Source organism: Ochrobactrum teleogrylli, from assembly GCF_006376685.1.
GTDB lineage: Bacteria > Pseudomonadota > Alphaproteobacteria > Rhizobiales > Rhizobiaceae > Brucella > Brucella teleogrylli.
In genome coordinates, this window is the sequence record NZ_VEWL01000016.1 from 49336 (window position 1) to 71965 (window position 22630).

The following is a 22630-nucleotide window of genomic DNA, read 5'->3' on the forward strand; positions in this document are numbered from 1 at the left end:
TCTGGTCCTCTAGTCTTCGGTCTTGAGTGGTCGGTTGATAAGGTTGGTTACAGCCTCGTCGATGGTGATCTTTCCGCTGAGCAAAGCGCCAACCGCATCGATGATGGGCGCGGAAATGCCGTGCTTGTCGCACAGTTCCGCAGCAATCGGCGCGGTCGCGACACCTTCGGCCAGAGGCCGGTTGGTCAGGTCTTCGCCGCGTCCAAGTGCGAGGCCGTAGGAATAATTGCGCGATTGCGAGGATGAGCATGTCAGCATCAGATCGCCGAGGCCGGAAAGTCCCATGATGGTTTCCGGCTTTGCGCCCATGGCCTGACCGATGCGGCGCAGTTCGGCAAAACCGCGCGTCACCAGTGCAGCCTGCGCGCTGGCACCATAACCGCGCCCGACGGCGGCACCCGCCGCAATCGCCAGAACGTTTTTCAACGCACCTCCGATCTCGACACCTTTGAGATCGGTGGTCGAATAGCAGCGGAAAGCAGGGCCAGAAAGAAGTGCAGCCAGCTGGTCAGCGGTGTCGGCGTCCTCGCAGGCAACCGTTACTGCCGTTGGCAGGCCACGCGCAACATCGGTGGCAAAGCTTGGGCCGGATAGGGCGGCGAGGCGGTGGTTCGGCAAAACTTCCGCCACCACTTCCGACATCAGGCGTCCGGTGCCGCGCTCGATGCCCTTTGCGCACAAAACGACGGGCGCGGATTGCGGGATGAGGTTGTTCAGTTCGGAAAGGCCTGCGCGCATGGCCTGTGCCGGGATCACGGCCAGGACGGCGTCAGCGCCGGTTACAACCTCCGAAGCGCTGGCGCTGGCGTGGATGCCAGCGGGCAGTTCGATGTCACCCAGATAGCGCGGATTGCGCCGATCATTGTTGATGGCTGCGACAGTTTCCGCATCGCGGGCAAAGAGCCATGCTTCGTGGCCGCTGGTCGCCGCCATGGCGGCAAGCGCCGTGCCCCATGCACCGCCACCGAGAACGGCGATCTTCGTGTGAGCGCTCATGCCTTGGCTCCACGCCGTCCCGTGCCGATCAGCGGCGCGGATTTTTCATCGAGCGGCCAGCGCGAGCGCGGTGCGATGGCAAGCGAATCCGGAGCCTTGGTCGCGGCATGTTCTGCCCCGGCCCAGGCGATCATGGCCGCATTGTCGGTGCAGAGATTGAGCGGCGGCGCGATGAAGCTGAAGCCGTGTTTGGCGCAAAGCTGTTCCAGCGACGCCCGCAGGGTCTTGTTGGCGGCGACGCCGCCCGCAACCACCAGCGAAGGCGTTGCACAGTCGGGAAACTCTGTCTTGAACCGTTCAAGCGAACGCCCGACCCGGTCTGACAGCGTGTCTGCCACGGCTGCCTGAAACGAGGCGCAAATATCCGCAACATCCTGATCGCTAAGCGGCACCAGCTCGGCTGCCGTCTGGCGCACGGCGGTCTTGAGACCGGAGAAGGAAAAATCGAGCCGCGCTTCGCCTTTCAGCGGGCGGGGCAGGGCAAAGCGTTTCGGATCCCCCTGAAGCGCCGTGCGCTCAACCGCCGGGCCGCCGGGATAAGGCAGGCCCAGAAGCTTTGCCGTCTTGTCGAAGGCTTCGCCCAGCGCGTCGTCTATCGTGGTACCGAGACGCTCATAATCATTGAGCCCGCGCACCAGCACCATCTGCGTGTGACCGCCGGAAACCAGCAGCAGCAGATAGGGAAATTCGAGCTTGTCGGTCAGCCGCGCCGTCAAAGCGTGGCCTTCCAGATGGTTCACAGCATAGAACGGCTTTTGCGCGGCCATAGCGAGCGCCTTTGCCGTCATCAGGCCGACGATCAGCCCGCCGATGAGGCCGGGACCGGCGGTGGCCGCCACGGCATCCACCTCGTCGAGTTGCATATCCGCATCCTGCAAGGCGCGTTCGACCAGCCGGTCAAGCGCCTCGACATGGGCGCGCGCGGCAATTTCCGGCACAACACCGCCATAAGGCTCATGTTCGGCGATCTGGCTCAGAACCACATTGGACAAAATACGGCCTTCGCCCTTATCGTTGCGTTCAACGATAGCGGCGGCTGTTTCGTCGCAACTGGTTTCTATTCCAAGAATGCGCATTTGCGGTTAGACCCTGCCAGTCTCATATTTCTGATACGTCAAGCAACCCGGTACCATGGACGACGCGATATGCAAACACCATCCTTGAAGATTGGCACGCGCGGTAGCAAGCTGGCTCTGGCCCAGGCTTACGAGACGCGTCGCCGCCTGATGGAGGCGCATGGTCTGCCGGAAAAGGCGATTGAAATCCTGCCCATGTCCACGGCGGGCGACCGCATTCAGGACCGACCGCTGTCGGAAGTCGGCGGCAAGGGGCTGTTCACAGAGGAAATCGAACAGGCGCTGAAGGACGGGCGAATCGATATCGCCGTGCATTCGTCCAAGGATATGCCGACTGTTCTGCCTGAAGGACTGCATCTTTCCGTCTTTCTCGAACGCGAAGACCCGCGCGATGCCTTCATTGGTCGCACGGCCAAACGGTTCATCGATTTGCCACAGGGTGCTGTCGTCGGTTCGTCGTCGCTGCGCCGTCAGGCGCTGATCCGGCGTCTGCGCCCGGACATTCAGGTGGTGATGTATCGCGGCAATGTCGATACCCGCCTGCGAAAACTTGAAGCGGGCGAAGTGGACGGCACTTTTCTGGCCTGCGCTGGCCTGAAGCGGCTGGGGCTTGATGCGGCAATCACCGAACTGGTGGATCCGCTGACCTTCCCGCCAGCGCCGGGACAGGGCGCCATCGGCATTGAAAGCCGCATCGGCGATGCCCGCATCGATGCGCTACTGGCGCCGCTGGCGCATCGCGACACGCAGGTTGCGCTGGCTTGTGAACGCGCTTTTCTGGGTGCGCTGGACGGTTCCTGCCGCACGCCGATTGCTGGTCTTGCCACGGTGGACGGCGACAAGGTGCAGTTCCACGGCATGATCCTGACGCCCGATGGCACAAAGGCGCATGAAGTGACGCTCGACGGCACAGCACCAGAAGCGGCGGCGCTCGGTGTCGAGGCTGCAAGGCAGGTTCGCGCGGCGGCTGGCCCGCATTTCTTCACCGACTGGGATTGACCTTGACCGGGCTAGGCACAGCGACCGCGATCAAGCGGGTTCTGGTGACAAGACCGGAACCGGCAGCATTGCAGACTGCCGCCAAGCTCACTGACGCCGGTTTCGAGCCGGTGCTTTTGCCGCTCAGCCGCACTGTGCCGCTGGGCTTCTCGGTTCCCGATGCCCGGTTTGATGCATTGACCGTCACAAGCGCCAATGCTTTTCGGCATGCGGGGCATGCTTTGCCGCACCGCGATATGCCGCTCTTCGCCGTCGGCGAGGGTACGGCGCGCGCCGCGCGCGAAGCGGGCTTCACCGACGTTATTGATGGCGGCGGTGATGCGGTGCGCCTTGCGGAAACCATGCGCAAAGCTTTGCCACAAGGTGCGCGTGTTTTGTATCTGGCCGGGCGGGTGCGCCAGCCGGTGTTTGAAGAGCGCGTGTCGGTAGCCGGTCTCGATATGACGGTGTGTGATGTCTATGATATCGAAACCATCGACTATTCCCGCAGCGAACTTGAGCGCTTGTTAGGCCCGCAGCCGCTTGCGGCGGTGATGCTTTATTCCGGCGTTGCTGCGGAAGCATTCGCGGCGGCAATGGACAGGATCGACCCGCCTTTTAACGATAAGACCCGTTTTTTGTGCATATCGACGCGCGTGGCCGAAAAACTGCCATCGAACTGGCAGAGACATGCGCTGGTGGCGGAACAGCCGGATGAGACAGGACTTTTCCGACTGTTTCCCAAACTTTGATTCTTTTAGACGCAACCTTCCTGCGACAGAAGATTTTATCTGTTAGAGTCACACCGAGTTACCGGCAGGCAATCGACGATTACGAGAGGACCCATGGCGAAATCCGGCACCCCGCGACATTCCAAACCGGCCCGCAATCCCGTGACGATCAATCTCGATCCGTCTGATGTAAAGCGTGTCGACGAACAAGCGGGAGCCAGGACGACACCGCCCGCCGAACCGGTCGGGAACTTTGCTCAGGCAACGACCGCCAGGCCCGCTGAAACGAAAGCCGAGCCGAAACCGGCTGCAAATGCCGCAAGGCCGCCCTTCACCGCTGGTGTAAAACCGGAAACGGAAAAGCCGGGCGCGTCTTCAACCGTGCCGCCCGTCGGCAACTCCAGCCCGAAGCAAAGCACCGGCGCGTCGCATCTTCTGGCGGGTATTGCCGGTGGCGTCATCGCGCTTGGTGGCATGTTTGCGCTGCAATGGGGCAATGTCATTCCGTCGCCCGGCGCGCGCGTGACCGCCGAGCAACTGGCCGCGATGGAGCAGCAGATCTCAGAACTGCGCACCAACCCGACGCCCGCACCGCTTGATGCTGCGAGCCGCACGCAATTTGCCGATTTGCAGAAGAATGTTCAGGCCGCCGAAATCAAGGCTGAAGCGGTCGCAGGCACGCTGACGCAATTGCAGCAGCAGGTCGAGACATTGCCGCAGGGGAGTGCAGGCGCTGCTTCGGGTGACATTGAAGCGCTGACCGGGCGCCTCGACGCGCTGGAATCGAAATTGTCGGCGGCCCAGAATCAGGCGGATCAGGCTGCAGCCGGTGTTTCCGGTAATACCGGCACGATTTCTTCGCTGGAATCGAAGCTGACCTCCTTGCAGGCAACGGTCGGCGAAGCCGCCCGCCAGCCGGATGCAACAGCGCTGATTGCCGCCAATGCGCTGAAAACGGCCATCGATCGCGGCGGTTCGTTCAAATCCGAGCTTGAAACCTATGCGTCGCTGGCACCACAGGATAGTTCGGTCGAGGGCCTCAAGGCCTTTGCCAATACGGGCGTGCCGACCGTGGCGGACCTCAATGCCTGGTTTGGTCCCGTCGCCAATCGTATTGTCGCCACCGAAAACAAGCTGCCCGCCGATGCGGGCGTTTGGGATCAACTCGTTGCCAGCGCCAAGGGGCTGGTGAGTGTTCGGCCCGTCGCGGGCAATGTGGAAGGCGAAGGTGTCGGTCCGACGACCGCGCGCATGGAAGCAGCGCTTCATGCTGGCGATCTGGAGCGCGCCATCGGTGAATGGGAAAAACTCCCTGCCGATGCGAAAGCGGTGTCCGGAGAATTTGCGAACCAGATGAAAGTGCGGCGCGACGCCGACGCGCTGATCCAGCGTCTGGTTGCTGACAGCCTCAAGCCGAAAGCACCGGCAGAAGCGGGTGCCGCGGCACCGGCGGGCAATTAAGGGGGCGGGCCGATGCTGCGTGTTTTATTCTATCTGCTGATCGTTGTGGCCCTTGGTTTCGGCTTTGCCTGGCTGGCTGACCGTCCGGGCGAGCTGGATGTCGTTTTTGCAGGCAACCATTATAATGTGCCGCTGATTACGGCAGTCGCCGGTATTGTGGCTATCGTGGCGGCGATCCTGCTTTTGTGGTGGCTGGTGAAAAGCATCATCCAGTCGCCCTACACGCTGCGCCGCCATTTTCGCGCCCGCAAGCGCGACCGTGGATATCAGTCGCTTTCGACTGGTCTGATCGCTGCCGGTGCGGGCGATGCGGAAGCTGCGCGCCGCATGACCAAGCAGGCGGGCAAGCTGCTGAATTCCGATCAGGAGCCGCTCATCAAACTTCTGGAAGCGCAGACGGCGATGCTTGAAGGTCGCACGGACGATGCCCGCAAGGGCTTCGAGGCGATGCTGGAAGACCCCGAAACCAAGCTTTTGGGCCTGCGCGGGCTTTATATCGAAGCGCAGCGCGTCGGCGCAATCGAGGCGTCCCGTCATTATGCTTCGGAAGCTGCCAAGCAGGCGCCGCAGCTCGAATGGGCGTCATCGGCAATGATGGGCCAGTTCTGCGCCGATGGCGATTGGGATGGCGCATTGAAACTGGTCGAGGCGCGCAAGCAGGCGCTGGCGCACAGCAAGGATACAGTGAAGAAGGAACGCGCAGCGTTGTTGACCGCCAAGGCCATGGCAACGCTGAATGTCGATCACGCCCATGCCAAGACTATTGCGCTGGAGGCAAACAAGCTTGCGCCCGATCTGGTGCCTGCCGCTGTCGTGGCTGCGCAGGCGCTGTTCACCGATGGTGATGTGCGCAAGGGTTCCAGGATTCTGGAGGCGGCATGGAAGCGTTCCCCGCATCCCGATATCGCTTCCGCTTATGTCTATGCCCGCGCAGGCGACACGGCGCAGGATCGTCTGAAACGCGCACGGCATCTGGTGTCGTTGCGTTCCAACACGGCGGAAGGCAGTCTCGTTCTGGCGCGCGCTGCCTATGAGGCTGGAGATTTCAAGGCAGCCCGCGACAATGCCGAACAGGTGTTGCGGGCACGCCCGACCGAAAGCGCCTATCTGCTGCTGGCCGATATCGAGGAAGCCGAAACCGGCGATCAGGGCAAGGTGCGTCAGTGGCTCGCGAGAGCGCTCAAGGCGCCACGCGATCCGGCCTGGACTGCCGATGGTTATGTTTCCGAGCGCTGGTCGCCAGTTTCGCCGGTTACCGGCAGGCTGAACAGCTTTGAATGGAAAGTCCCGGTTGTCGAACTTGCGCCGGTTGTTGAGGCCGAAGAGCCGGAAATCAAAGGACCTGTCCCGGATGTTAAACCGGCAGTGCCCGTGGTGGTGACGCCGCCGGTTCGCGACGCACCTCCGAAAGCTGCGCCGCAGCTTGATGTGGTGGAGGCCGAAGTGGTTGTGCCCGCCGCCGAGCCCGTGAAAGCGGATCCGCCTGCGCCAGTTCTGAAGCGCGATGAAACTCCGCAACCGCCGCTTGATGGAACCTCGTTCGATGACGTCGAAGACGGAGAGGACAAGCGCGGTCATTTCGTGGTCGATGATCCGGGTGTGGATCAAAACAGCACACCGCGCAAGGTGCAGGGTGGTTTACGGCTGTTCTAAGCCAGTTCCACTTGCATAAAGCGTTGCTGAAAAACAACGCTGGCGGCGTCTTCTGCGTCGAACCGTCTTTCATGACGGTTTGTCGCGTTGCCTGCCGTATTTCCCCCGTTAGGTTCGCAAATATGCAGGTCAGCGTTTCCCAGGTGAGACGCTTGAGCGTTAATGTGTCTCGCGAGGGTGAATGTTCGATCGTCTGTTGGAATTTTTGAAAGAACTGCCCGGCAACGGTTTTCGTGACCGGACGGGAAATATTTCCAACGATGATCCGAAACTTGCCGCCGCTGCCCTTTTGTTTCACATCATGGATGTCGACGGAGAAACACGCGAGAGCGAGCGCAAGAAGCTCGCCGCGATGCTGTCGCTGAAATATAACCTCAAGGGCGATGCGCTGAAGAAGCTCATCAAGGCCGCCGAGGCTGCCGATAGCGAGGCCATCGATTTTTCGAGCTTTACATCCGTTCTCAAGCGTCAGTTGGACTATAATGCGCGGCTCGATTTCGTGGGTCTGATGTGGGAAATGGTCTATGCCGATGGCGATGTCAGCGAAGTGGAAGCGGACGTGACATGGCGCATCGCCGAGCTTATCGGCATCCGCGAGGATGACCGCAATGCCCTACAGGCGCGGGTACAGATAGAAAAGGCGAGCCGTAGCTCGCCCTTTTGATCATCAAGTCCGGCCTTGCAGATGGCGGGCCTTGCGCAATTGCGGGAACATGGCTGCCCAGATCATCGCGACGGCGATGGAGCCGACGCCGCCAATCACCACTGCCGGAACCGCACCCAGAGCCGCCGCCATCAGACCTGCGCGGAATTCGCCCAATTCGTTCGACGCGCCGACGAAAACCATATTCACGGCATTGACGCGTCCGCGCACATGATCCGGCGTCCAGAGCTGCATCAGCGTTTCACGGATGTAGACGCTGATCATATCGGCAGCACCGGCCAGCGCCAGTGCGACGACGGAAAGCCACGTCAGCGTTGAAACGCCAAAGATGATGTTGAACAGGCCGAAAAGCCCAACGAAGACGAACATCACCCGGCCTGCATGGTCGCGGATCGGATGACCGGCCAGCCAGATCGCGGTCAAAACCGCGCCAATGCCGGGTGCGGAACGCAACAGGCCAAGCCCCCACGGACCAAGATCGAGAATATCGCGCGCATAGATCGGGAGCAGCGCCACCGTGCCGCCGAGCAGCACCGCAAAAAGGTCGAGCGAGATCGCGCCCAGCACGATCTTTTCCTTCCAGATATAGCGGAAGCCGGCGAGCATGCTCGACAGGGAACGCTGTTCTGCAAGCGTATGCTGCTTCGGCTTTGGTATCGAGAAGGTGAGGACCGCTGCCGCGATCAGAAAGACCGTGGCAATGCTGTAGGCTGCGACCGGCGAGATGCCGTAGAGCAGGCCGCCCGCGACGGGGCCAACGATAGTTGCGACCTGCCAGGCCGACGAATTCCAGGACACGGCATTGGCAAAATCTTCAGTCGGAACAAGGTTTACCACCAGCGATGCCGAAGATGGTCCGAGGAAAGCGCGGGCGATACCGAACAGCAGGAGGCTCGCAAATACGGTCGCTGGCTCGAACAGGCCCGCAAGCGTCAGCGAGAGCAGCAGTCCTGTGACGACAGCTTCCAGAACCAGTGACAGGCCCATGATCAAGCGCCTGCCGAAACGGTCAGCCGTGGCCCCGGTTACGAGAACGAGCAGCAATGCAGGCAGAAACTGCATTAGCCCCACCATGCCCAGATTGAAGGCATCGCGGGTCTGGTCATAGATTTGCCAGCCGACCGAAACGCTGACGATCTGCACCGCAAAGGCGCTCAGAAAGCGTGCGCCCCAGTATTTTTTAAAAGATGAGTGGCGAAAAGCTGCGTAACGATCAGCAGAAGAAGCATCGGTTGAGGGAGACATTGCTCAAAACATCGCGAGGAAAGATTGTGGTTACTTACAGCATCCTTCCCATGATCGGAATCACTTTTTGGTGGCAATTGTGTCGGCAATTCCCGAAGCGGAAAGGACTTCAAGAAAAAGGGCGAAAAAAAAGGCCGACATGACGTCGGCCTAATCGATCCGGGAGGGCGGATCAATCCTTGCCAAGCAGGCCTTTCCAGATGATCGCGCCGAGCGCTGCACCGATCAGCGGAGCAACCCAGAACAGCCAGAGCTGGCTGAGTGCAGCCGTTTCAGCAAAGAGCGCAACGCCGGTGGAGCGAGCCGGGTTAACCGACGTATTGGTCACCGGGATCGAGATCAGGTGGATCAGCGTCAGGCCGAGACCGATGGCGATGGGGGCAAAGCCAGCCGGTGCGATCGACGATGTCGAACCCAGAATGATGATGATGAAGAACGCCGTCAGGACGATTTCGATCAGCAGGGCCGAGGTCAGGCTATAGCCGCCCGGCGACAATTCGCCATAACCGTTGGAGGCGAAGCCGCCCGCCGTGAAGCCGCTTTTCCCCGAAGCGATCAGATAGAGCACTGCCGCTGCGACAATGGCACCCAGAACCTGTGCGATCCAGTAGGGGATAAGATCCTTTGCCGGAAGCCTGCCGCCGATCACGAGACCGAGCGAAACAGCTGGATTGAAGTGGCCACCAGAAATGCCGCCCACAGCAAAAGCCATGGTCAGGACGGTGAGACCAAAAGCAAAGGCGACGCCCAGGAAGCCGATGCCAAGTTCAGGAAAAGCCGCAGCGAGCACCGCGCTGCCGCAGCCGCCGAAAACCAGCCAGAAAGTTCCGAAAAACTCAGCCGATAGTTTATTCAACATGGAAATCCCCAAGGTTGGTGTAGTGAAACTGGCCGAATGCGAATCAGATATCCAAAACTATATCCCTGTCATATTCTTCCGGCAATATTGTTGAAAACAAAGAATGGCGTCTATGCTTTGCTTCGTAGAACTATTTTAAAAGTAAATATCGAAAATTACCCCAATTATATTGTTGTTATTCGCTAATATGATTGATAAGCACTTGAATTGATTAATGTAAATCATGTGCCCTACGGCTGAAGCGAAGGGCGAGCAGCAATGGCGCCCCGGAGGGCGTTGTCACCGGTCGTCGGCTGAATGACGCAATTGCGGGGTTGCTTGACCGCTGACTTCCATAGCCGGGTTATTGCGAAGGGGGCTGCATGCGCGTTATAAGCGAAGAGTAGGCACGGGGCAGGCCCGTAACCGAAGAACAGCCATTTTCAAAGGCTGTCGTAGAGCAGACAGGGAGTTTGCGGTTTGAACATGCATCCTAAGACCAGAGGATCGAGAATCTTTTGGGGTATCGCCATGGCGGTGCCGCTGGTTTCCGCTCTTTCCGGCTGCACGGCGACCGCATGGACGGAAAAGGTCAAGATCGACACCACGCCGCTACCGACCGAATGCGCGGGATGGCAGAAGATCGATCTCAAGCAGCGCACCACAATGGTTCTGCTGCGTCAGGATCCCAAGCTTATTGTCGAGATCGATTCTCACAATCTGAAGGGACGTAATCTCGGCTGCTGGCAGTAAGCGATCCAGCTTTTGAAACACGCGTCGGGGCTCAAGCCGGACGCGCCATCCTGATATCGACCTTCTCGATTGTGCCGCGCAGGGCGGGCAGCATCGTCTCGAAACGGATGTTTCTGCCGGGTTCGATGCTTGTGCGCACCGGTTCCAGCAGGCGTTCACGCTTTTGTCCGTCACGATAGGTGATGCTGACGATCAGAGCCGGTGGCGGCTGCGTTTCGTGGCTGTCATTCCTGATGCTGGCACCCACATTCAGCACATTGCCTTCGGCGCGCTCTGCGATATTGCTGGTGATGTCGGTCACTTTCAACGCGGAAACGAGCGGCAGTGATGGCGATACGCTGGCGACGGCGTCCGACGACTTGCCTGTCATGATCGTATAGCCGCCCGCCATCCAGAAGGCGGTCGTGGCGCAAAAGGCCACCAGAACCCAATAGGCAACACTGGGGCCGCTCGCGGTTTCCGTCGCAATCGCCGGGCGTTGCTGTTTGCGGAAAAGGCTGAACCCCGGCAGCACATGCGGCGTGGCTGGCTTTCGACGTTCCGGCAGCACAGTTTCGAATTCGGCGTCCTCGACTTCGACAGCGGGCGCGTGACGCCAACCGGCAGACGTCGAGGCACGCTCATGGGCGCGCGCATGGTCTGCGGCGGGGGATCGCTTCGCCATCATGAAGTCATCTTCCTTTGCGTTTGCTCACTCATTCCAGCCCCATAGGCTGCCGCAAAATGGTTAATGCTTCGCTCGCGAATATTTTAACGGCCGAAACGGGTCCGATTTAACGCAAGATTAACCATAGAGCGTAAAGGTCGAACGAGTATTGATGTGCGACGCGTGAAGGCTTCGCGCGCGCGAAGAACAAAGAGAAACTGACCGGTGATACGTTTCGAGAATGTCGGGCTGAGATATGGAATGGGACCTGAAATCCTGAAGGATGTCAGTTTCCACATACCGCCGCGTTCATTCCAGTTTCTGACCGGCCCTTCGGGTGCCGGGAAGACGTCGCTCATGCGGCTGCTTTTCATGGCGCTGAAACCGACACGCGGATTGATCAACGTGTTCGGCAACGACGTGGCGCGTCTCGACCATAAGCAGGTGCCGCTGCTGCGCCGCCGTATCGGCATTGTGTTTCAGGATTTCCGTCTGCTCGACCACATGACCACTTATGAGAATGTCGCGCTTCCGCTGCGGGTGCGCGGCAAGGAAGAAGCCACCTATCGGCATGAGGTGGAGGAACTTTTGCACTGGGTTGGCCTCGGTGACCGGATGGGCGTTCTCCCGCCGGTCCTGTCCGGTGGTGAGAAGCAGCGCGCCGCGATTGCGCGCGCGCTGATCGACCAGCCAGAACTGCTGTTGGCTGATGAGCCGACCGGCAATGTCGATCCGCCGCTCGCCAAGCGCCTGCTGCGCCTGTTCACGGAGCTTAATCGCTCGGGCACCGCTGTCATCATCGCGACGCACGACCTTTCCCTGATGGATCAGGTCAATGCGCGCCGCATGATTCTGGAACATGGGCGGCTCGATATCTATGAATAAGCCCCGCAGTGGTCGCCTAAACGGCTGGCAGAAAATTCTGGATGACCTCAAGGTTCGTTTCGAAGACCTGAAGGACATGGTTCTGGTGCGGGTCGGCAAACGCCGACAGCGCAAGGGACCAAGTCCCATCGTGCCCGATGGCAGCGTCACCGGCACGGCTTTGGTGACCGTTATCGCGATCATGACCTTTCTCGCCTGCCTGACCATGGGCGGCGTTTCGCTGGTCCGCGCATCGGCTGCCGCCTGGCAGAGCCAGATTGCGCGCGAGGCGACCATCCAGATCCGTCCGGTCGAAGGGCAGGATATTGAAAAGGCCTTGCAACAGGCGAGCGATATCGCGCGCGGCTTTGCAGGCGTGAAGGCGACGAACATCATCGACAAGGATGCCACGGCGCGTCTGCTGGAACCCTGGCTTGGCAGCGGCCTCAACATTGACGAACTGCCGGTGCCGCGCCTTGTCGTGGTGACCATTGACGAAAGCGCGCCGCCAGATTTCGGCACCATGCGCGCGGAACTGACCCGCGCCATACCGGCAGCCAGTTTCGACGATCACCGGACTTGGGTGGACCGGCTGGTGTCGATGGCGCGGACAACGGTTCTGGTCGGCACGGCAGTTCTTTCGCTGGTGATCGCAGCCACCATTCTCACCGTCATTTTCGCCACGCGCGGCGCAATGTCCGGCAATAGCCACATCATCGAGGTTCTGCATTTCATCGGGGCGGAATCGAAATTCGTGGCGCGTGAATTCGAGTGGCATTTCTTCCGCACCGCGCTGAAAGGCGCGTTGTTCGGCGGTGCCGCCGCCATGCTGGTTTTCCTGATCTTTTCGTGGTGGGCTTCCCGCCATATGGCGACGCCGGAAGGCGATCAGGCCGCGGCGATGTTCGGCAATTTTGCCATCGGTCGCAGCGGCTATCTGGGCGCCGCCGCCATCATCATACTGGTTAGTGTCCTGACCATGCTGACCAGTCGCCTGACGGTTATCCGCCAGCTCGCAACCATGGATGGTCCGGGAGTGCGCTCCGAATGACGATCTTTTGGCCCAATACGCTCCGCCGCTCGCAAATTCCTGGTAGTTTTCCGAGTTATCGCCGCAATGCTGCGTATGATAGCCAGAGGAACAACGGGCGAATCGCGCACGCATTGGGCGGCGGATACCGGGCGAGTAACGATGCGGTGGCAAAGGGACAAACAGCGGAAGAGATGCGAGCGGGCGCCGTGGTCTGGCGACGCAGCCCCCCTGTTGTTGCCCCTTCATCCTTGCTGCTTGCGCCAGCCAGATTCCTGTGGTCTGTCATGATGCGCATGCTGAGACGTTTCCAACCCATTTCCATCGTACTTTTTGGCCTGCTTCTGGCTTTTCTCGTGGGCTTTGTCGTCTTCGGTGAGAAGGTGACGAGCATGACGCCGCCAGTGATCGATGAACCCGCCGACGCCATCGTGGTCCTGACCGGCGGTCAGTCCCGCATTCAGGCGGCGGTCGATCTGTTGCAGGAAAAACGCGGCAAGCGTCTGCTGATCAGCGGCGTGCATCCTTCCACGAATGAAAAATCGATACAGCGCGCTACCCATGCCGATCAGAGCCTGTTCGACTGCTGTGTCGATCTCGACCGTTCGGCACGCAACACCATCGGCAATGCCGAGGAAAGCGAACACTGGATTCGCAACAACGGTTATAACCGGGTGATCGTCGTGACGAACAATTACCATATGCCGCGCAGCATTCTGGAAATGTCCTACCGGATGAAGGACGTGGAATTCGTGCCCTATCCGGTGGTGAACACCGAGGGGCGCGGGCAAAGCTGGGTTGCCGAGGGTGACACGCTGCGCGTGCTGTTCGTGGAATATGTCAAATATCTGGGCGCGGTCGTGCGCGTCGGTACGTCGGAGATTTTCGGCTTCGACATTCTGAACGGCGTCGCCGGTCAGAAAATCAATCGGTAACAAACAGCAAATTCCCGACGATCGGTCACTGTTTTCTGTATGGAAAACGGGGCAGTTCCTGATATACGAGTGCCCGAGATTTCGGAAAGCGAAGGTCTGACAGTTTTTCGAGATTGTGTCTCTCTCTACGGGACGTGCTCTAGCCGGGACATTCGCCGACACGATGCTTCTCTATCTGCGTTCAATCCTCTTCAATGCGGCGTTTTACATCTGCACGCTGGTTCAGATGATCGTCTATACGCCGTTCTATTTCCTGCTGCCGCGCAAGAAGGCCTGGATCGTGCCGAAGCTGTGGGCGCGGGTCAATCTCAAGCTCCAGAAGATCATTGCCGGGACGGATTTCGTCATTGAAGGTCTCGATAATATTCCAGAGGGCGCCTATATCTGCGCGCCCAAGCACCAGTCGGCCTGGGATACCTATGCATTCCTGCCCTATCTGGATGATCCGGTTCTGATCCTGAAGCGCGAATTGATGCGCATTCCGCTGTTCGGCTGGTACGTCGCCAAGATGGAGATGATCCCGGTGGATCGCGGATCGCGCGTCAAGGCGCTGCATTCGATCACCAAGGGCGCGGAAAAGGCCATTGCCGAAGGGCGTCAGATCCTGATCTATCCTGAAGGCACCCGCCGCGCGCCCGGTGCGCCGCCGCAATATAAATACGGCATCGTGCATCTTTACGATGCGCTGAACCTGCCGGTCTTGCCGATTGCCCATAATGCCGGGCTTTACTGGCCGCGCCGCAAGTTTCTGCGCTTTCCGGGCACCATTCGGTGCCGCGTCCTGCCGCCCATTCCGCCGGGGCTTGAAAAGGAAGAATTTCTGCGCCGCCTGATCGAAAGCACCGAAACGGCCTGCGACGAGCTTCTGGTTGCGGCAAGCCGCGACCCCAACCCACCCCCGATGCCACCGACAGCTGTGGACCGCCTGAAGGAACTGGGTGTTTCACCGCGCAGTTAAATGCCCGACATCCTTCCGGCTGTACATGAGCTAAACGACAATTAGTCGCGTTTTATTGAACTTTCGTTTTTCTTGCACGGAAACATGAAACCCGTTATCAGAGCGCGACACGAAAGGACCCATCATGAATATTGATGCCATTTCCATCGGAACCAATCCTCCCGAAGACGTCAACGTCATCATCGAAGTTCCGGTCGGCGGCCAGCCGATCAAGTACGAGATGGACAAGAAGTCCGGGGCTCTGATCGTTGACCGTTTTCTCTACACGCCGATGACCTATCCGGGCAATTACGGTTTCGTACCGCACACGCTCTCGGAAGACGGCGATCCGATCGACGTTCTCGTCTGCAACACCCGTCCGCTGGTGCCGGGTTCTGTGATCAATGTCCGCCCGATCGGCGTTCTGGTCATGGAAGACAATTCCGGCAAGGACGAAAAGATCATCGCCGTTCCGTCGCCGCACCTGACGCGCCGTTACGAGAAGATCCACGACTATACCGATATGCCGGAAATCACGCTGAAGCAGATCGCGCATTTCTTCGAGCATTACAAGGATCTGGAACCCGGCAAGTGGGTCAAGATCGGCGATTGGGGCGATGAAGACTACGCTCGCAAGTTCATCGTTGAAGCGATCGAACGCGCCAAGGGCAAGTAATCGCCTGTTTCATGAGTTGAGTTCAAAACAAAAGCGCCCGATGATCCATCGGGCGCTTTTGTTTTTGGTGTTTGCTGTGCCGGTCAGAGGAAGAGCGGCAGCAGCGTCGTCCACATGAACTGGCGGATGAAGAAGATAATCAACAACAGGACAATCGGCGAAATGTCGATGCCGCCGAGATTGGGCAGGAGATTACGGATCGGGCGCAGAACCGGCTCGGTTACCTTGTAGAGAAACTCTCCGACGGAGGCCACGAAGCGATTGCCGGAATTGACGACATTGAACGCATAGAGCCACGAATAAATGGCGCTGGCGATGATGATCCACGTATAGATGTCGAGCGCCAGATCAATGGTGCGGAACAATGCTATCATGAGTGTCTGTCTCCTTGACGATTGGCCGAGATGTAGCGATTGCTTCGATTGAGGACAAGTGCCCGATAGGCTGCCGGCTCAATTTTCGTAATGGAGGCACTATTCTGGCACCTTCTCTTTGCTCTGCCGGACAATGCCCTGATATGCCATCGGTGTTGCTATGCTTTGTAATAAATGGCAAGTGAGCTTAACAGTGCTGACCGGTGTTTGGCTGAACGGATAAAACGACAATGGATATTTCAGAAAATAGTCGCGATCCTTATAAGGACCGCAAAAGCATCGAGTTTTCCTTCCGTGCCAAACGGTTCGCCCATATCCGCAAATTGATCGAGGCGGCGCTTGCCGAAAAGCCGGAAGGCGAAAAAGTTGAAATCCTCGATCTCGGCGGGTCGGAAAAATATTGGCTGATCGGCGAAGACTTCATCGAAGCCAACCGTGACCGCCTGCATTTCACGCTGATCAATCCTGAAAAGCAGGAAGAGAAAGACACGGAAACCTTCACGTTTCTGGTTGGCGACGCGACCGATCCCGCGCTTTTTGCCGGGCGGATTTTCGACGTGGTTCATTCAAACTCGGTCATCGAACATGTCGGCGACTGGGCTGCCATCACGCGCTTCGCGGAAAATACCCGCAGGCTCGGCAAGCGCTATTACATGCAGACGCCCAATTACTGGTTCCCTTATGAGCCGCATTTCCGCTTTATCGGTTTTCAGTGGCTGCCGGTGGCGGTGCGCATCTGGCTGATGACCAAGATGCGGCTCGGCTTTTTCGAGCGGCAGAAAAGCGCCGACGATGCCCGTTTTCATGTGGAATCGATCCGGCTTTTGACCACGGGACAGGTGCGTAAGCTCTTCCCGGATGGGCGGATCGAATTTGAGAAGATTGCCGGACTGGCGAAGTCCATTCTCGCAATCAGGGATTGATCAGTCGAAATCACGCGGCGGGTGTGATTTCGCGGCAATCAGATTGCCGACATGCTCAAGTGCGTGATCGCGCACCCGCATGTCGCGCAGATGTTTCAGTGTGTTGGCGACATAGTCGATATTCGCGCCGGATTCGCCATGCGCGGATGCCACAATCGCAGCCGCGTCCTCGGCCTTGAGCGCGCCCGCATATTGCACGTGGCGGCGGTCGGCCACATAGACCAGTCCCTGAACGTCGCGTCCGTCGTGGAGGCGCAGTCGCAGCCTTTTCTCGTGATAGACATTGTTCGACATTTCGCGTTCGCGCAGATAGACCATAACCTCGTCGGTCATCTCGCCCGGAACGCGGAACGCCATGCCAAGGCAGGAGCCGCCCGCGTCGAGACCAAGCACCAGTCCGGGGTGGTCGGGCGAGCCGCGATGAAAATGCGAATAGATGCACAGGCTGCGACGATAACCGTGCAGACGGGCGCGAACGGTCTCCACATGCGCGAAGCCGGGCCGCCACATCAGCGAGCCGTAGCCGAAAACCCAGAAATCACTCGTCCGCTTTGCATCGATATGGTGTGTCATGATGGTATAATATTTGCCGTCTTGTGACCGATTTCCATGGGTAATTGATGGATATCCCTCGTTTTTTCTGAAGCGACACTTCACAAGACTCAATCCTGCCATAATATGGCCAAGAGTGAGGTTGAGCAAAACATTGTATCGAAAGATGCGTCGCTGGCGGCTCTGCTGCTTCTCAGGCTCAACTCTCTGACCGACATAAGGTTTTTCGATGGTGCATCCCGGGACGGAAGCTGGAACGAAACAACGGAAGTCCAGAAAGCGATCTATTGCGCTTGGCATTTTCCTGATCGTTCTCGTCGCTGCCTACACTGCCGGGTGGTTCTATGTGGCCGACCGCCTGCAAACGCGCGCCACCGCGGATATGGCAAAGCTGTCCGCTCAGGGCATTGGCGTGCGCTGCGAGGATCTGCGCACAAGCGGCTATCCGCTTCGTGTCAATGTGGTCTGCGACAGCATTTCCTGGCAGAAGCCCAGCGCCGGCATGGCCTTTCGCGCAGGGCGTTTCACCTCCGGCTCGCCGATCTATGCGCCGCGCTCGCTCAGCAATGATCTGACAGGACCTGCCTTTATCGAATTTCCGGGTCTTCAACCGCTTGAAGTGAGCTGGAGCCGGTTCAGCTCCAACACCCGGCTTGCCCGCCCGTTCCCGACCGAGATCGCGCTTGAAGCGCGCGACATCGTGGTCGGTCGCCGCACGGAAACCACGACGACGGAGCCGCTCAGCAGTCTGGAACAGATGGATTTCAGCATGAGCGCCGTCGATGGCGCGCTGAAACTGGCAGGCCGCTTTGCCGGGCTGAAGCTTGCAGCCCCGGTGATCGGCAATGCCAAGAGCCCCGAGATCGACGGCGTTGCCGATATCGAGATTGCCGATGCTGCCACACTGCTGGCGTCGGGCTCTTCCGATTTCAGCCAGCGCCTGCGCGGCCATAGCGGCACGATCCATCAGGCATTTCTCTCCATGCCCAATGGGGCGATGGTGACGCTGACCGGTCCATTCTCTGTCGATGACGACGGGCTGATCAATGCCGATGTGAAGCTGACGCTCGTCAATGCGCAATCGCTGGCGCAGGCTGGCCAGACGGTTTTTCCGGAGCAGGGCAGCAATATCGCCACCATCCTCTTCGCGCTATCAGCCATGCCGAAAGACGAAAACGGCAATCCCACGCTGGAGATTGCCGTTCGCAAGGGCAGAGCCAATGCCGGGTTCATTCCGCTTGGGCGGTTACCGGCGCTTTAGGGGAATAGGGGAATAGGGGAGTATGTTTTTACTGCCCTATCTATTGCCTTACTTCTTTTCGTTGGTGCGCGTCGCAGCCTGACGGCCAAAGTCTGGCGCATCCACTTCCTGACCCGCATCGATAATGCCACGGCGCACCGCACGCGTGCGCGTGAAGAGGTCGAACAAGGCCTCTCCGTCGCCCCAGCGGATCGAGCGTTGCAGCGAGGCTAGGTCTTCCGAAAAGCGCCCCAGCATTTCAAGGATAGCGTCCTTGTTGTGCAGGCACACGTCACGCCACATGGTCGGGTCTGATGCCGCCAGACGCGTGAAGTCACGGAAACCGGATGCGGAATATTTGATGACTTCCGATTTTGTCACCTGCTCCAGATCGCTGGCGGTGCCGACGATGTTGTAGGCGATGATATGCGGCAGATGCGAGACGATGGCCAGCACCAGATCATGGTGCTGCGGGTCCATATGGTCGAGCCGCGAACCGCAGGCCGTCCAGAAGGCCGTAAGCTTTTCCAGCGCCGCTTCATCCGTGTCGGGAAGGGGCGTGAGGATGCACCAGCGATTGTTGAACAGCTCTGCAAAGCCTGCGTCCGGGCCGGAATATTCCGTTCCCGCTAGCGGGTGGCCCGGAATGAAATGCACATTGGCGGGCAGTTCCGGCTGCATCTGTGCAATGACGGAAGCTTTCGTCGAGCCGACATCGGTGACGATGGCGCCCGGCTTCAGGCTGCCAGCGATCTGCTTTGCGACGGTGCCGGACGAACCGACCGGTACCGAGACGATCACCAGATCGGCTTCCCTGACCGCTTCGGCGCTGTCGGTGGTGTAGCTGTCGCCGAGGTTCAGTTCCTCGGCGCGCTTCAGGGTTTCGGCGCTGCGGGTTGCAATTGCGATATGGTTGGCAAGGCCTTCGCGACGGATGACGCGCGCCAGCGACGAACCGATGAGACCGATACCGATCAGCGCGATTTTATCAAAATGGATCGTGGACATTGATCTTACTTTAAAAACTCAGTGAGTGCGGCGACTACGCCGCGATTGGCTTCTTCCGGTCCGACGGTCATGCGCAGCGCGTTGGGGAAACCGTATCCGCCAACACGGCGCAGAATATAACCGCGCTTGGAAAGCCACTCATCCGCCTTGTCTGCCGAGTGTGCGGCGTCTTCGGGGAAATGGATCAGAAGGAAGTTCGTGACCGAAGGCGTCACCCGCAGGCCGAGCTTGGTGAACTCATCCGTCAGCCAGGACAGCCACTTGTCGTTATAGGCGACCGACTTTTCGACATGGTTGCGGTCGCGAATGGCGGCCGCACCGGCGGCAATCGCTGCCGAATTCATGTTGAACGGGCCGCGAATGCGATTGACTGCGTCGATCACATGGGCGGGCGCATACATCCAGCCGATCCGCAGACCCGGAAGGCCGTGGATCTTCGAGAAGGTGCGGGTCATCACGACATTCTCGTTCGACGAAACGAGTTCGAGACCGGCCTCATAATCGTTGCGGCGCACATATTCGGCATAGGCAGCATCGAGGATGAGAAGGACATGCTTCGGTAGGCCCGCATGCAGACGGCGCACTTCTTCGAAAGGCAGATAGGTGCCGGTCGGATTGGCCGGATTGGCGATGAAGACAACCTTGGTGCGCGGCGTAATGCCAGCAAGAATGGCATCGACGTCGATGCGCGCATTGCTTTCCTTCACGGTTACCGGTGTTGCACCGGCTGCCAGCGTCTGGATCTTGTAAACGGCAAAGCCATGCTCGGTGATGATGGCTTCATCGCCCGGCGCAAGATAAGTCTGGCAGAGCAGGCCCAACAACTCATCCGAACCATTGCCGCACAGGATATTGCCAATGTTCAGCCCTTGCGTTTCGGCAATGGCTTCACGCAGCGCGAGCGCCTGTCCGTCGGGATAAAGTTCCAGCTTTTCGCCCGCGTATCGATAGGCCTCCACCGCATGGGGGCTGGGGCCGATCGGGGTCTCGTTGGAGGAGAGCTTATAGACCTTGGCAACGCCTTCCACATGTTCCTTGCCGGGCACGTAGGCTGCGATGTTGAGCAGGCCGGCCTTGGGCTGGGGACGGGAAAGGTTTTGCTGATCGGTCATGATTTTGGCTCCGCCAAAAGAACAGTGTTGCTTTATGGGACGCTCAAGGGATTTGAGCCCCGATGCGACATAAACCGCCATGGGCGCGAAGTCGAGAAAAACCTTGTTTTATGGGGGTTGAGCAAATCCCGAAAAGTGCGAAGCGGTTTTCGGACAAGATGTGCGTCAGAGTAAATATGTAGAGCCGATCTAATGTAATCAGATGGGCTCTAGGCGTCAGACTCTTGTTTGGCCTTGCGCAGTCCGCTGACCGGGGTTCCAAGCACCGGCACGAAAACACGCCGCGACGAGCGCTGCGCAACCGGCAGACCCTGATAGAGACGTTTCTGGGCTTCCACCACCAACACGCCTGAGAAAAGCGGCCACAGCCGCCGCCCCAGACCTTCGATTGCCAGACAAGGCCGCATCATCCAGCGCCGCGTGGCGGGTGGGAAATGCAGGGCGTCGCTGACGGTGTTGACCGTGAAATTGGCTTCGCGCAGCAGGGTGGAAAGCTGGTCGCGGCTGTAAGGCCGCCCGCTGCCGAAAGGCGTATGTTCGAAGCGGGCCCAGACGCCACGGCGGTTGGGCACAACGATCACCAGCCGCCCGTTGGGCGCCAGTACGCGCCACATTTCCTTCAGCGTTTCCGGTGCGCTTTCGGCATATTCCAACGCATGGACCATCAGGATGCGGTCGATGGAGGAATCCGGCAGCGGCAGTTCTTCATCGAAGACCAAAGCCGTGGTGGATTTGTCCGCCGAAGGCCAGGCGATCGCGCCCTGTCCGGCTGGCATGAAGGCAAAAGTGCGTTCCGTATCGGCGCTGAACCGGTCGAGATAGGGCAGGCTGTAGCCCATGCCGATGAGCCGTTCGCCCGGAACACGTTCCCAAAGACCGGCAATCGCCATGCGTATGGCGCGCTCGGCCAAATGACCAAGTGTCGTGTCGTAAAAGGAGCGCAGTTCGATAATGTCCGGATGCATGCGGGCACGCTATATCAAATCCTGTCATCGGGGAATGGATATAAGAGCCTGTTCCAAAAGTCGCCCTGTGTGGCTGCAAATGGCAATTTTCTCCATTCCGGTGCTCTCGTACCAATAGTACGCTCCGCTCCGGTACTCGAAAATCACCATTTTGCACACACATGCCGCTTTTTGTTTCAGGCTCTAAGCCTGGGCTTGTTGACAGGCGGGGTGCATTTTCTTCAAACCGTGCTATAGAGCGTGCCTTCTGCAGGAAAGCGCATCCCGAAAAGCCTGAAAAGGCTTTCGGTTGCCCACGAGCAAAGCAAACGATCAGGAGAGAACCGGCAATGCCAGAAGTCGGCGGCAAGACGATAGAAATTCTATTCAGCCCGGAAGATATTGCCGGTCGCAATCTTGAACTGGCGAAGGCTATTGCCGAACGCAAGTTTCACAATCTGCTGACGATTTCCATTCTCAAGGGCTCGTTCATTTTCGCAGCCGACCTCATCCGTGCCATGCATGATGCGGGCGTGGAACCGGATGTCGAATTCATCACGGTGTCCAGTTATGGCAAGGGCACGACCAGTACGGAAGTTCGCCTGCTGCGCGATATCGACAGCGAAGTGCGTGACCGCGATGTGCTGCTGATCGACGATATTCTGGAATCCGGCAAGACGCTCAAATTCGTCCGCGAACTGATGCTGGAACGTGGCGCGCGCAGCGTCAGCATTGCCGTCCTGCTGGACAAGAGCGTGCGGCGCAAGGTCGATCTGGAAGCTGATTTTGTCGCCTTCGAATGCCCGGATTATTTTGTCGTCGGCTATGGCATGGACGTAGCCCATTCGTTCCGGCAGTTGCCCTATGTCGGACACGTCAAGGATTGAGCGGCAAATTCGTGATGCCGGGCTGCAAAGAGCGCTTTTCTGTGCGCCGGTGCCCACGTACCCTTAAGTACGTTCCGCTCCGGTGCTCGAAAATCACTCTTTTCGCG

Annotated in this window: 24 protein-coding genes; 14 read left to right on the forward strand and 10 right to left on the reverse strand. The window is 59.0% G+C overall.

Annotation, left to right across the window (positions count from 1 at the left end; all coding sequences use genetic code 11):
- Nucleotides 1–9: 9 nt before the first annotated feature.
- Nucleotides 10–996, reverse strand: a complete 987-nt coding sequence (locus FIC94_RS19650; RefSeq protein ID WP_140026124.1) for an NAD(P)H-dependent glycerol-3-phosphate dehydrogenase — start codon at nucleotides 994–996, stop codon at nucleotides 10–12.
- Nucleotides 993–2072: a tRNA (adenosine(37)-N6)-threonylcarbamoyltransferase complex transferase subunit TsaD gene (gene tsaD / locus FIC94_RS19655; RefSeq protein ID WP_140026125.1), complete on the reverse strand. Its 1080-nt coding sequence runs from the start codon at nucleotides 2070–2072 to the stop codon at nucleotides 993–995. The genes FIC94_RS19650 and tsaD overlap by 4 nt, the downstream gene beginning before the upstream one ends.
- A gap of 69 nt (nucleotides 2073–2141) precedes the next feature.
- Between tsaD and hemC the strand changes: the two genes are divergently transcribed.
- The 5 genes from hemC to FIC94_RS19680 all read left to right on the forward strand — a co-directional run bounded on the left by hemC (nucleotide 2142) and on the right by FIC94_RS19680 (nucleotide 7559).
- On the forward strand, nucleotides 2142–3071 hold the full coding sequence (gene hemC, locus FIC94_RS19660) for a hydroxymethylbilane synthase (RefSeq protein ID WP_140026126.1): 930 nt from the start codon (nucleotides 2142–2144) through the stop codon (nucleotides 3069–3071).
- Nucleotides 3072–3100: 29 nt separating this feature from the next.
- A complete protein-coding gene (locus FIC94_RS19665) occupies nucleotides 3101–3802 on the forward strand; it encodes a uroporphyrinogen-III synthase (RefSeq protein ID WP_140026144.1) in 702 nt (233 codons plus the stop codon).
- Between the two features lie 93 nt (nucleotides 3803–3895).
- Complete coding sequence (locus FIC94_RS19670) at nucleotides 3896–5242, forward strand: mitofilin family membrane protein (protein ID WP_140026127.1); 1347 nt, start codon at nucleotides 3896–3898, stop codon at nucleotides 5240–5242.
- A gap of 12 nt (nucleotides 5243–5254) precedes the next feature.
- Nucleotides 5255–6895, forward strand: coding sequence for a heme biosynthesis protein HemY (locus tag FIC94_RS19675; protein WP_140026128.1), 1641 nt, complete (start codon nucleotides 5255–5257; stop codon nucleotides 6893–6895).
- A 181-nt stretch (nucleotides 6896–7076) separates the two neighbouring features.
- Nucleotides 7077–7559, forward strand: a complete 483-nt coding sequence (locus FIC94_RS19680) for a tellurite resistance TerB family protein (RefSeq protein ID WP_109369922.1) — start codon at nucleotides 7077–7079, stop codon at nucleotides 7557–7559.
- 3 nt (nucleotides 7560–7562) lie between these two features.
- On the opposite strand, the gene FIC94_RS19685 is transcribed toward FIC94_RS19680, so the two are convergent.
- Together FIC94_RS19685 and aqpZ are read right to left on the reverse strand one after the other, a co-directional pair.
- On the reverse strand, nucleotides 7563–8804 hold the full coding sequence (locus tag FIC94_RS19685) for an MFS transporter (protein WP_109369921.1): 1242 nt from the start codon (nucleotides 8802–8804) through the stop codon (nucleotides 7563–7565).
- 172 nt (nucleotides 8805–8976) lie between these two features.
- Nucleotides 8977–9663: an aquaporin Z gene (aqpZ, locus tag FIC94_RS19690; RefSeq protein ID WP_109369920.1), complete on the reverse strand. Its 687-nt coding sequence runs from the start codon at nucleotides 9661–9663 to the stop codon at nucleotides 8977–8979.
- Between the two features lie 465 nt (nucleotides 9664–10128).
- Between aqpZ and FIC94_RS19695 the strand changes: the two genes are divergently transcribed.
- Nucleotides 10129–10395 carry a hypothetical protein gene (locus FIC94_RS19695; protein WP_109369919.1) on the forward strand — a complete coding sequence of 89 codons (267 nt, stop codon included), beginning with the start codon at nucleotides 10129–10131 and terminating at the stop codon, nucleotides 10393–10395.
- 31 nt (nucleotides 10396–10426) lie between these two features.
- Here the strand turns inward: FIC94_RS19695 and FIC94_RS19700 are convergent, their stop codons facing one another.
- A complete protein-coding gene (locus FIC94_RS19700) occupies nucleotides 10427–11062 on the reverse strand; it encodes a hypothetical protein (protein ID WP_140026129.1) in 636 nt (211 codons plus the stop codon).
- A gap of 240 nt (nucleotides 11063–11302) precedes the next feature.
- Here FIC94_RS19700 and ftsE point away from each other — a divergent pair, with 240 nt between their 5' ends.
- The 5 genes from ftsE (at nucleotide 11303) to ppa (ending at nucleotide 15483) form a co-directional block, all read left to right on the forward strand.
- Nucleotides 11303–11926, forward strand: coding sequence for a cell division ATP-binding protein FtsE (gene ftsE, locus FIC94_RS19705; protein WP_210261380.1), 624 nt, complete (start codon nucleotides 11303–11305; stop codon nucleotides 11924–11926).
- Nucleotides 11919–12956 (forward strand): cell division protein FtsX, encoded by a 1038-nt coding sequence (locus tag FIC94_RS19710; protein ID WP_109369916.1) that lies wholly within the window; start codon nucleotides 11919–11921, stop codon nucleotides 12954–12956. The genes ftsE and FIC94_RS19710 overlap by 8 nt, the downstream gene beginning before the upstream one ends.
- On the forward strand, nucleotides 12953–13870 hold the full coding sequence (locus FIC94_RS19715; RefSeq protein WP_121536732.1) for a YdcF family protein: 918 nt from the start codon (nucleotides 12953–12955) through the stop codon (nucleotides 13868–13870). The genes FIC94_RS19710 and FIC94_RS19715 overlap by 4 nt, the downstream gene beginning before the upstream one ends.
- 163 nt (nucleotides 13871–14033) lie before the next feature.
- Nucleotides 14034–14828 carry a lysophospholipid acyltransferase family protein gene (locus tag FIC94_RS19720; RefSeq protein ID WP_140026130.1) on the forward strand — a complete coding sequence of 265 codons (795 nt, stop codon included), beginning with the start codon at nucleotides 14034–14036 and terminating at the stop codon, nucleotides 14826–14828.
- A gap of 124 nt (nucleotides 14829–14952) precedes the next feature.
- Nucleotides 14953–15483, forward strand: a complete 531-nt coding sequence (gene ppa, locus FIC94_RS19725) for an inorganic diphosphatase (RefSeq protein ID WP_078337519.1) — start codon at nucleotides 14953–14955, stop codon at nucleotides 15481–15483.
- 83 nt (nucleotides 15484–15566) lie between these two features.
- Here ppa and FIC94_RS19730 read toward each other — a convergent pair whose 3' ends face one another.
- Nucleotides 15567–15857 carry a YggT family protein gene (locus tag FIC94_RS19730; protein WP_109369913.1) on the reverse strand — a complete coding sequence of 97 codons (291 nt, stop codon included), beginning with the start codon at nucleotides 15855–15857 and terminating at the stop codon, nucleotides 15567–15569.
- A gap of 230 nt (nucleotides 15858–16087) precedes the next feature.
- On the opposite strand from FIC94_RS19730, the gene FIC94_RS19735 reads away from it, so the two are divergent.
- Nucleotides 16088–16780 (forward strand): class I SAM-dependent methyltransferase, encoded by a 693-nt coding sequence (locus FIC94_RS19735; RefSeq protein WP_140026131.1) that lies wholly within the window; start codon nucleotides 16088–16090, stop codon nucleotides 16778–16780.
- Here FIC94_RS19735 and FIC94_RS19740 read toward each other — a convergent pair whose 3' ends face one another.
- Nucleotides 16781–17353, reverse strand: coding sequence for a gamma-glutamylcyclotransferase (locus FIC94_RS19740; RefSeq protein ID WP_140026132.1), 573 nt, complete (start codon nucleotides 17351–17353; stop codon nucleotides 16781–16783).
- A gap of 208 nt (nucleotides 17354–17561) precedes the next feature.
- Between FIC94_RS19740 and FIC94_RS19745 the strand changes: the two genes are divergently transcribed.
- Nucleotides 17562–18593: a DUF2125 domain-containing protein gene (locus FIC94_RS19745; protein ID WP_140026133.1), complete on the forward strand. Its 1032-nt coding sequence runs from the start codon at nucleotides 17562–17564 to the stop codon at nucleotides 18591–18593.
- A 48-nt stretch (nucleotides 18594–18641) separates the two neighbouring features.
- On the opposite strand, the gene FIC94_RS19750 is transcribed toward FIC94_RS19745, so the two are convergent.
- The 3 genes from FIC94_RS19750 to FIC94_RS19760 form a co-directional block, all read right to left on the reverse strand.
- Complete coding sequence (locus tag FIC94_RS19750) at nucleotides 18642–19580, reverse strand: prephenate/arogenate dehydrogenase family protein (protein WP_140026134.1); 939 nt, start codon at nucleotides 19578–19580, stop codon at nucleotides 18642–18644.
- A gap of 5 nt (nucleotides 19581–19585) precedes the next feature.
- Nucleotides 19586–20692 (reverse strand): histidinol-phosphate transaminase, encoded by a 1107-nt coding sequence (gene hisC, locus FIC94_RS19755; RefSeq protein WP_140026135.1) that lies wholly within the window; start codon nucleotides 20690–20692, stop codon nucleotides 19586–19588.
- Between the two features lie 209 nt (nucleotides 20693–20901).
- On the reverse strand, nucleotides 20902–21657 hold the full coding sequence (locus FIC94_RS19760; protein WP_109369907.1) for a methyltransferase domain-containing protein: 756 nt from the start codon (nucleotides 21655–21657) through the stop codon (nucleotides 20902–20904).
- Nucleotides 21658–21986: 329 nt separating this feature from the next.
- Between FIC94_RS19760 and hpt the strand changes: the two genes are divergently transcribed.
- Nucleotides 21987–22523 (forward strand): hypoxanthine phosphoribosyltransferase, encoded by a 537-nt coding sequence (gene hpt / locus FIC94_RS19765; RefSeq protein WP_124915119.1) that lies wholly within the window; start codon nucleotides 21987–21989, stop codon nucleotides 22521–22523.
- Nucleotides 22524–22630 lie beyond the last annotated feature (107 nt).

What these genes read in the sequence shown, in the direction of transcription:
- FIC94_RS19650 (WP_140026124.1), bottom strand. Translation starts at nt 996, where the DNA reads ATGAGCGCTCACACGAAGATCGCCGTTCTCGGTGGCGGTGCATGGGGC.
- tsaD (WP_140026125.1), bottom strand. Translation starts at nt 2,072, where the DNA reads ATGCGCATTCTTGGAATAGAAACCAGTTGCGACGAAACAGCCGCCGCT.
- hemC (WP_140026126.1), top strand. Translation starts at nt 2,142, where the DNA reads ATGCAAACACCATCCTTGAAGATTGGCACGCGCGGTAGCAAGCTGGCT.
- FIC94_RS19670 (WP_140026127.1), top strand. Translation starts at nt 3,896, where the DNA reads ATGGCGAAATCCGGCACCCCGCGACATTCCAAACCGGCCCGCAATCCC.
- FIC94_RS19675 (WP_140026128.1), top strand. Translation starts at nt 5,255, where the DNA reads ATGCTGCGTGTTTTATTCTATCTGCTGATCGTTGTGGCCCTTGGTTTC.
- FIC94_RS19680 (WP_109369922.1), top strand. Translation starts at nt 7,077, where the DNA reads ATGTTCGATCGTCTGTTGGAATTTTTGAAAGAACTGCCCGGCAACGGT.
- FIC94_RS19685 (WP_109369921.1), bottom strand. Translation starts at nt 8,804, where the DNA reads ATGTCTCCCTCAACCGATGCTTCTTCTGCTGATCGTTACGCAGCTTTT.
- aqpZ (WP_109369920.1), bottom strand. Translation starts at nt 9,663, where the DNA reads ATGTTGAATAAACTATCGGCTGAGTTTTTCGGAACTTTCTGGCTGGTT.
- FIC94_RS19695 (WP_109369919.1), top strand. Translation starts at nt 10,129, where the DNA reads ATGCATCCTAAGACCAGAGGATCGAGAATCTTTTGGGGTATCGCCATG.
- FIC94_RS19700 (WP_140026129.1), bottom strand. Translation starts at nt 11,062, where the DNA reads ATGATGGCGAAGCGATCCCCCGCCGCAGACCATGCGCGCGCCCATGAG.
- ftsE (WP_210261380.1), top strand. Translation starts at nt 11,303, where the DNA reads ATGGGACCTGAAATCCTGAAGGATGTCAGTTTCCACATACCGCCGCGT.
- FIC94_RS19710 (WP_109369916.1), top strand. Translation starts at nt 11,919, where the DNA reads ATGAATAAGCCCCGCAGTGGTCGCCTAAACGGCTGGCAGAAAATTCTG.
- FIC94_RS19715 (WP_121536732.1), top strand. Translation starts at nt 12,953, where the DNA reads ATGACGATCTTTTGGCCCAATACGCTCCGCCGCTCGCAAATTCCTGGT.
- FIC94_RS19720 (WP_140026130.1), top strand. Translation starts at nt 14,034, where the DNA reads ATGCTTCTCTATCTGCGTTCAATCCTCTTCAATGCGGCGTTTTACATC.
- ppa (WP_078337519.1), top strand. Translation starts at nt 14,953, where the DNA reads ATGAATATTGATGCCATTTCCATCGGAACCAATCCTCCCGAAGACGTC.
- FIC94_RS19730 (WP_109369913.1), bottom strand. Translation starts at nt 15,857, where the DNA reads ATGATAGCATTGTTCCGCACCATTGATCTGGCGCTCGACATCTATACG.
- FIC94_RS19735 (WP_140026131.1), top strand. Translation starts at nt 16,088, where the DNA reads ATGGATATTTCAGAAAATAGTCGCGATCCTTATAAGGACCGCAAAAGC.
- FIC94_RS19740 (WP_140026132.1), bottom strand. Translation starts at nt 17,353, where the DNA reads ATGACACACCATATCGATGCAAAGCGGACGAGTGATTTCTGGGTTTTC.
- FIC94_RS19745 (WP_140026133.1), top strand. Translation starts at nt 17,562, where the DNA reads ATGGTGCATCCCGGGACGGAAGCTGGAACGAAACAACGGAAGTCCAGA.
- FIC94_RS19750 (WP_140026134.1), bottom strand. Translation starts at nt 19,580, where the DNA reads ATGTCCACGATCCATTTTGATAAAATCGCGCTGATCGGTATCGGTCTC.
- hisC (WP_140026135.1), bottom strand. Translation starts at nt 20,692, where the DNA reads ATGACCGATCAGCAAAACCTTTCCCGTCCCCAGCCCAAGGCCGGCCTG.
- FIC94_RS19760 (WP_109369907.1), bottom strand. Translation starts at nt 21,657, where the DNA reads ATGCATCCGGACATTATCGAACTGCGCTCCTTTTACGACACGACACTT.
- hpt (WP_124915119.1), top strand. Translation starts at nt 21,987, where the DNA reads ATGCCAGAAGTCGGCGGCAAGACGATAGAAATTCTATTCAGCCCGGAA.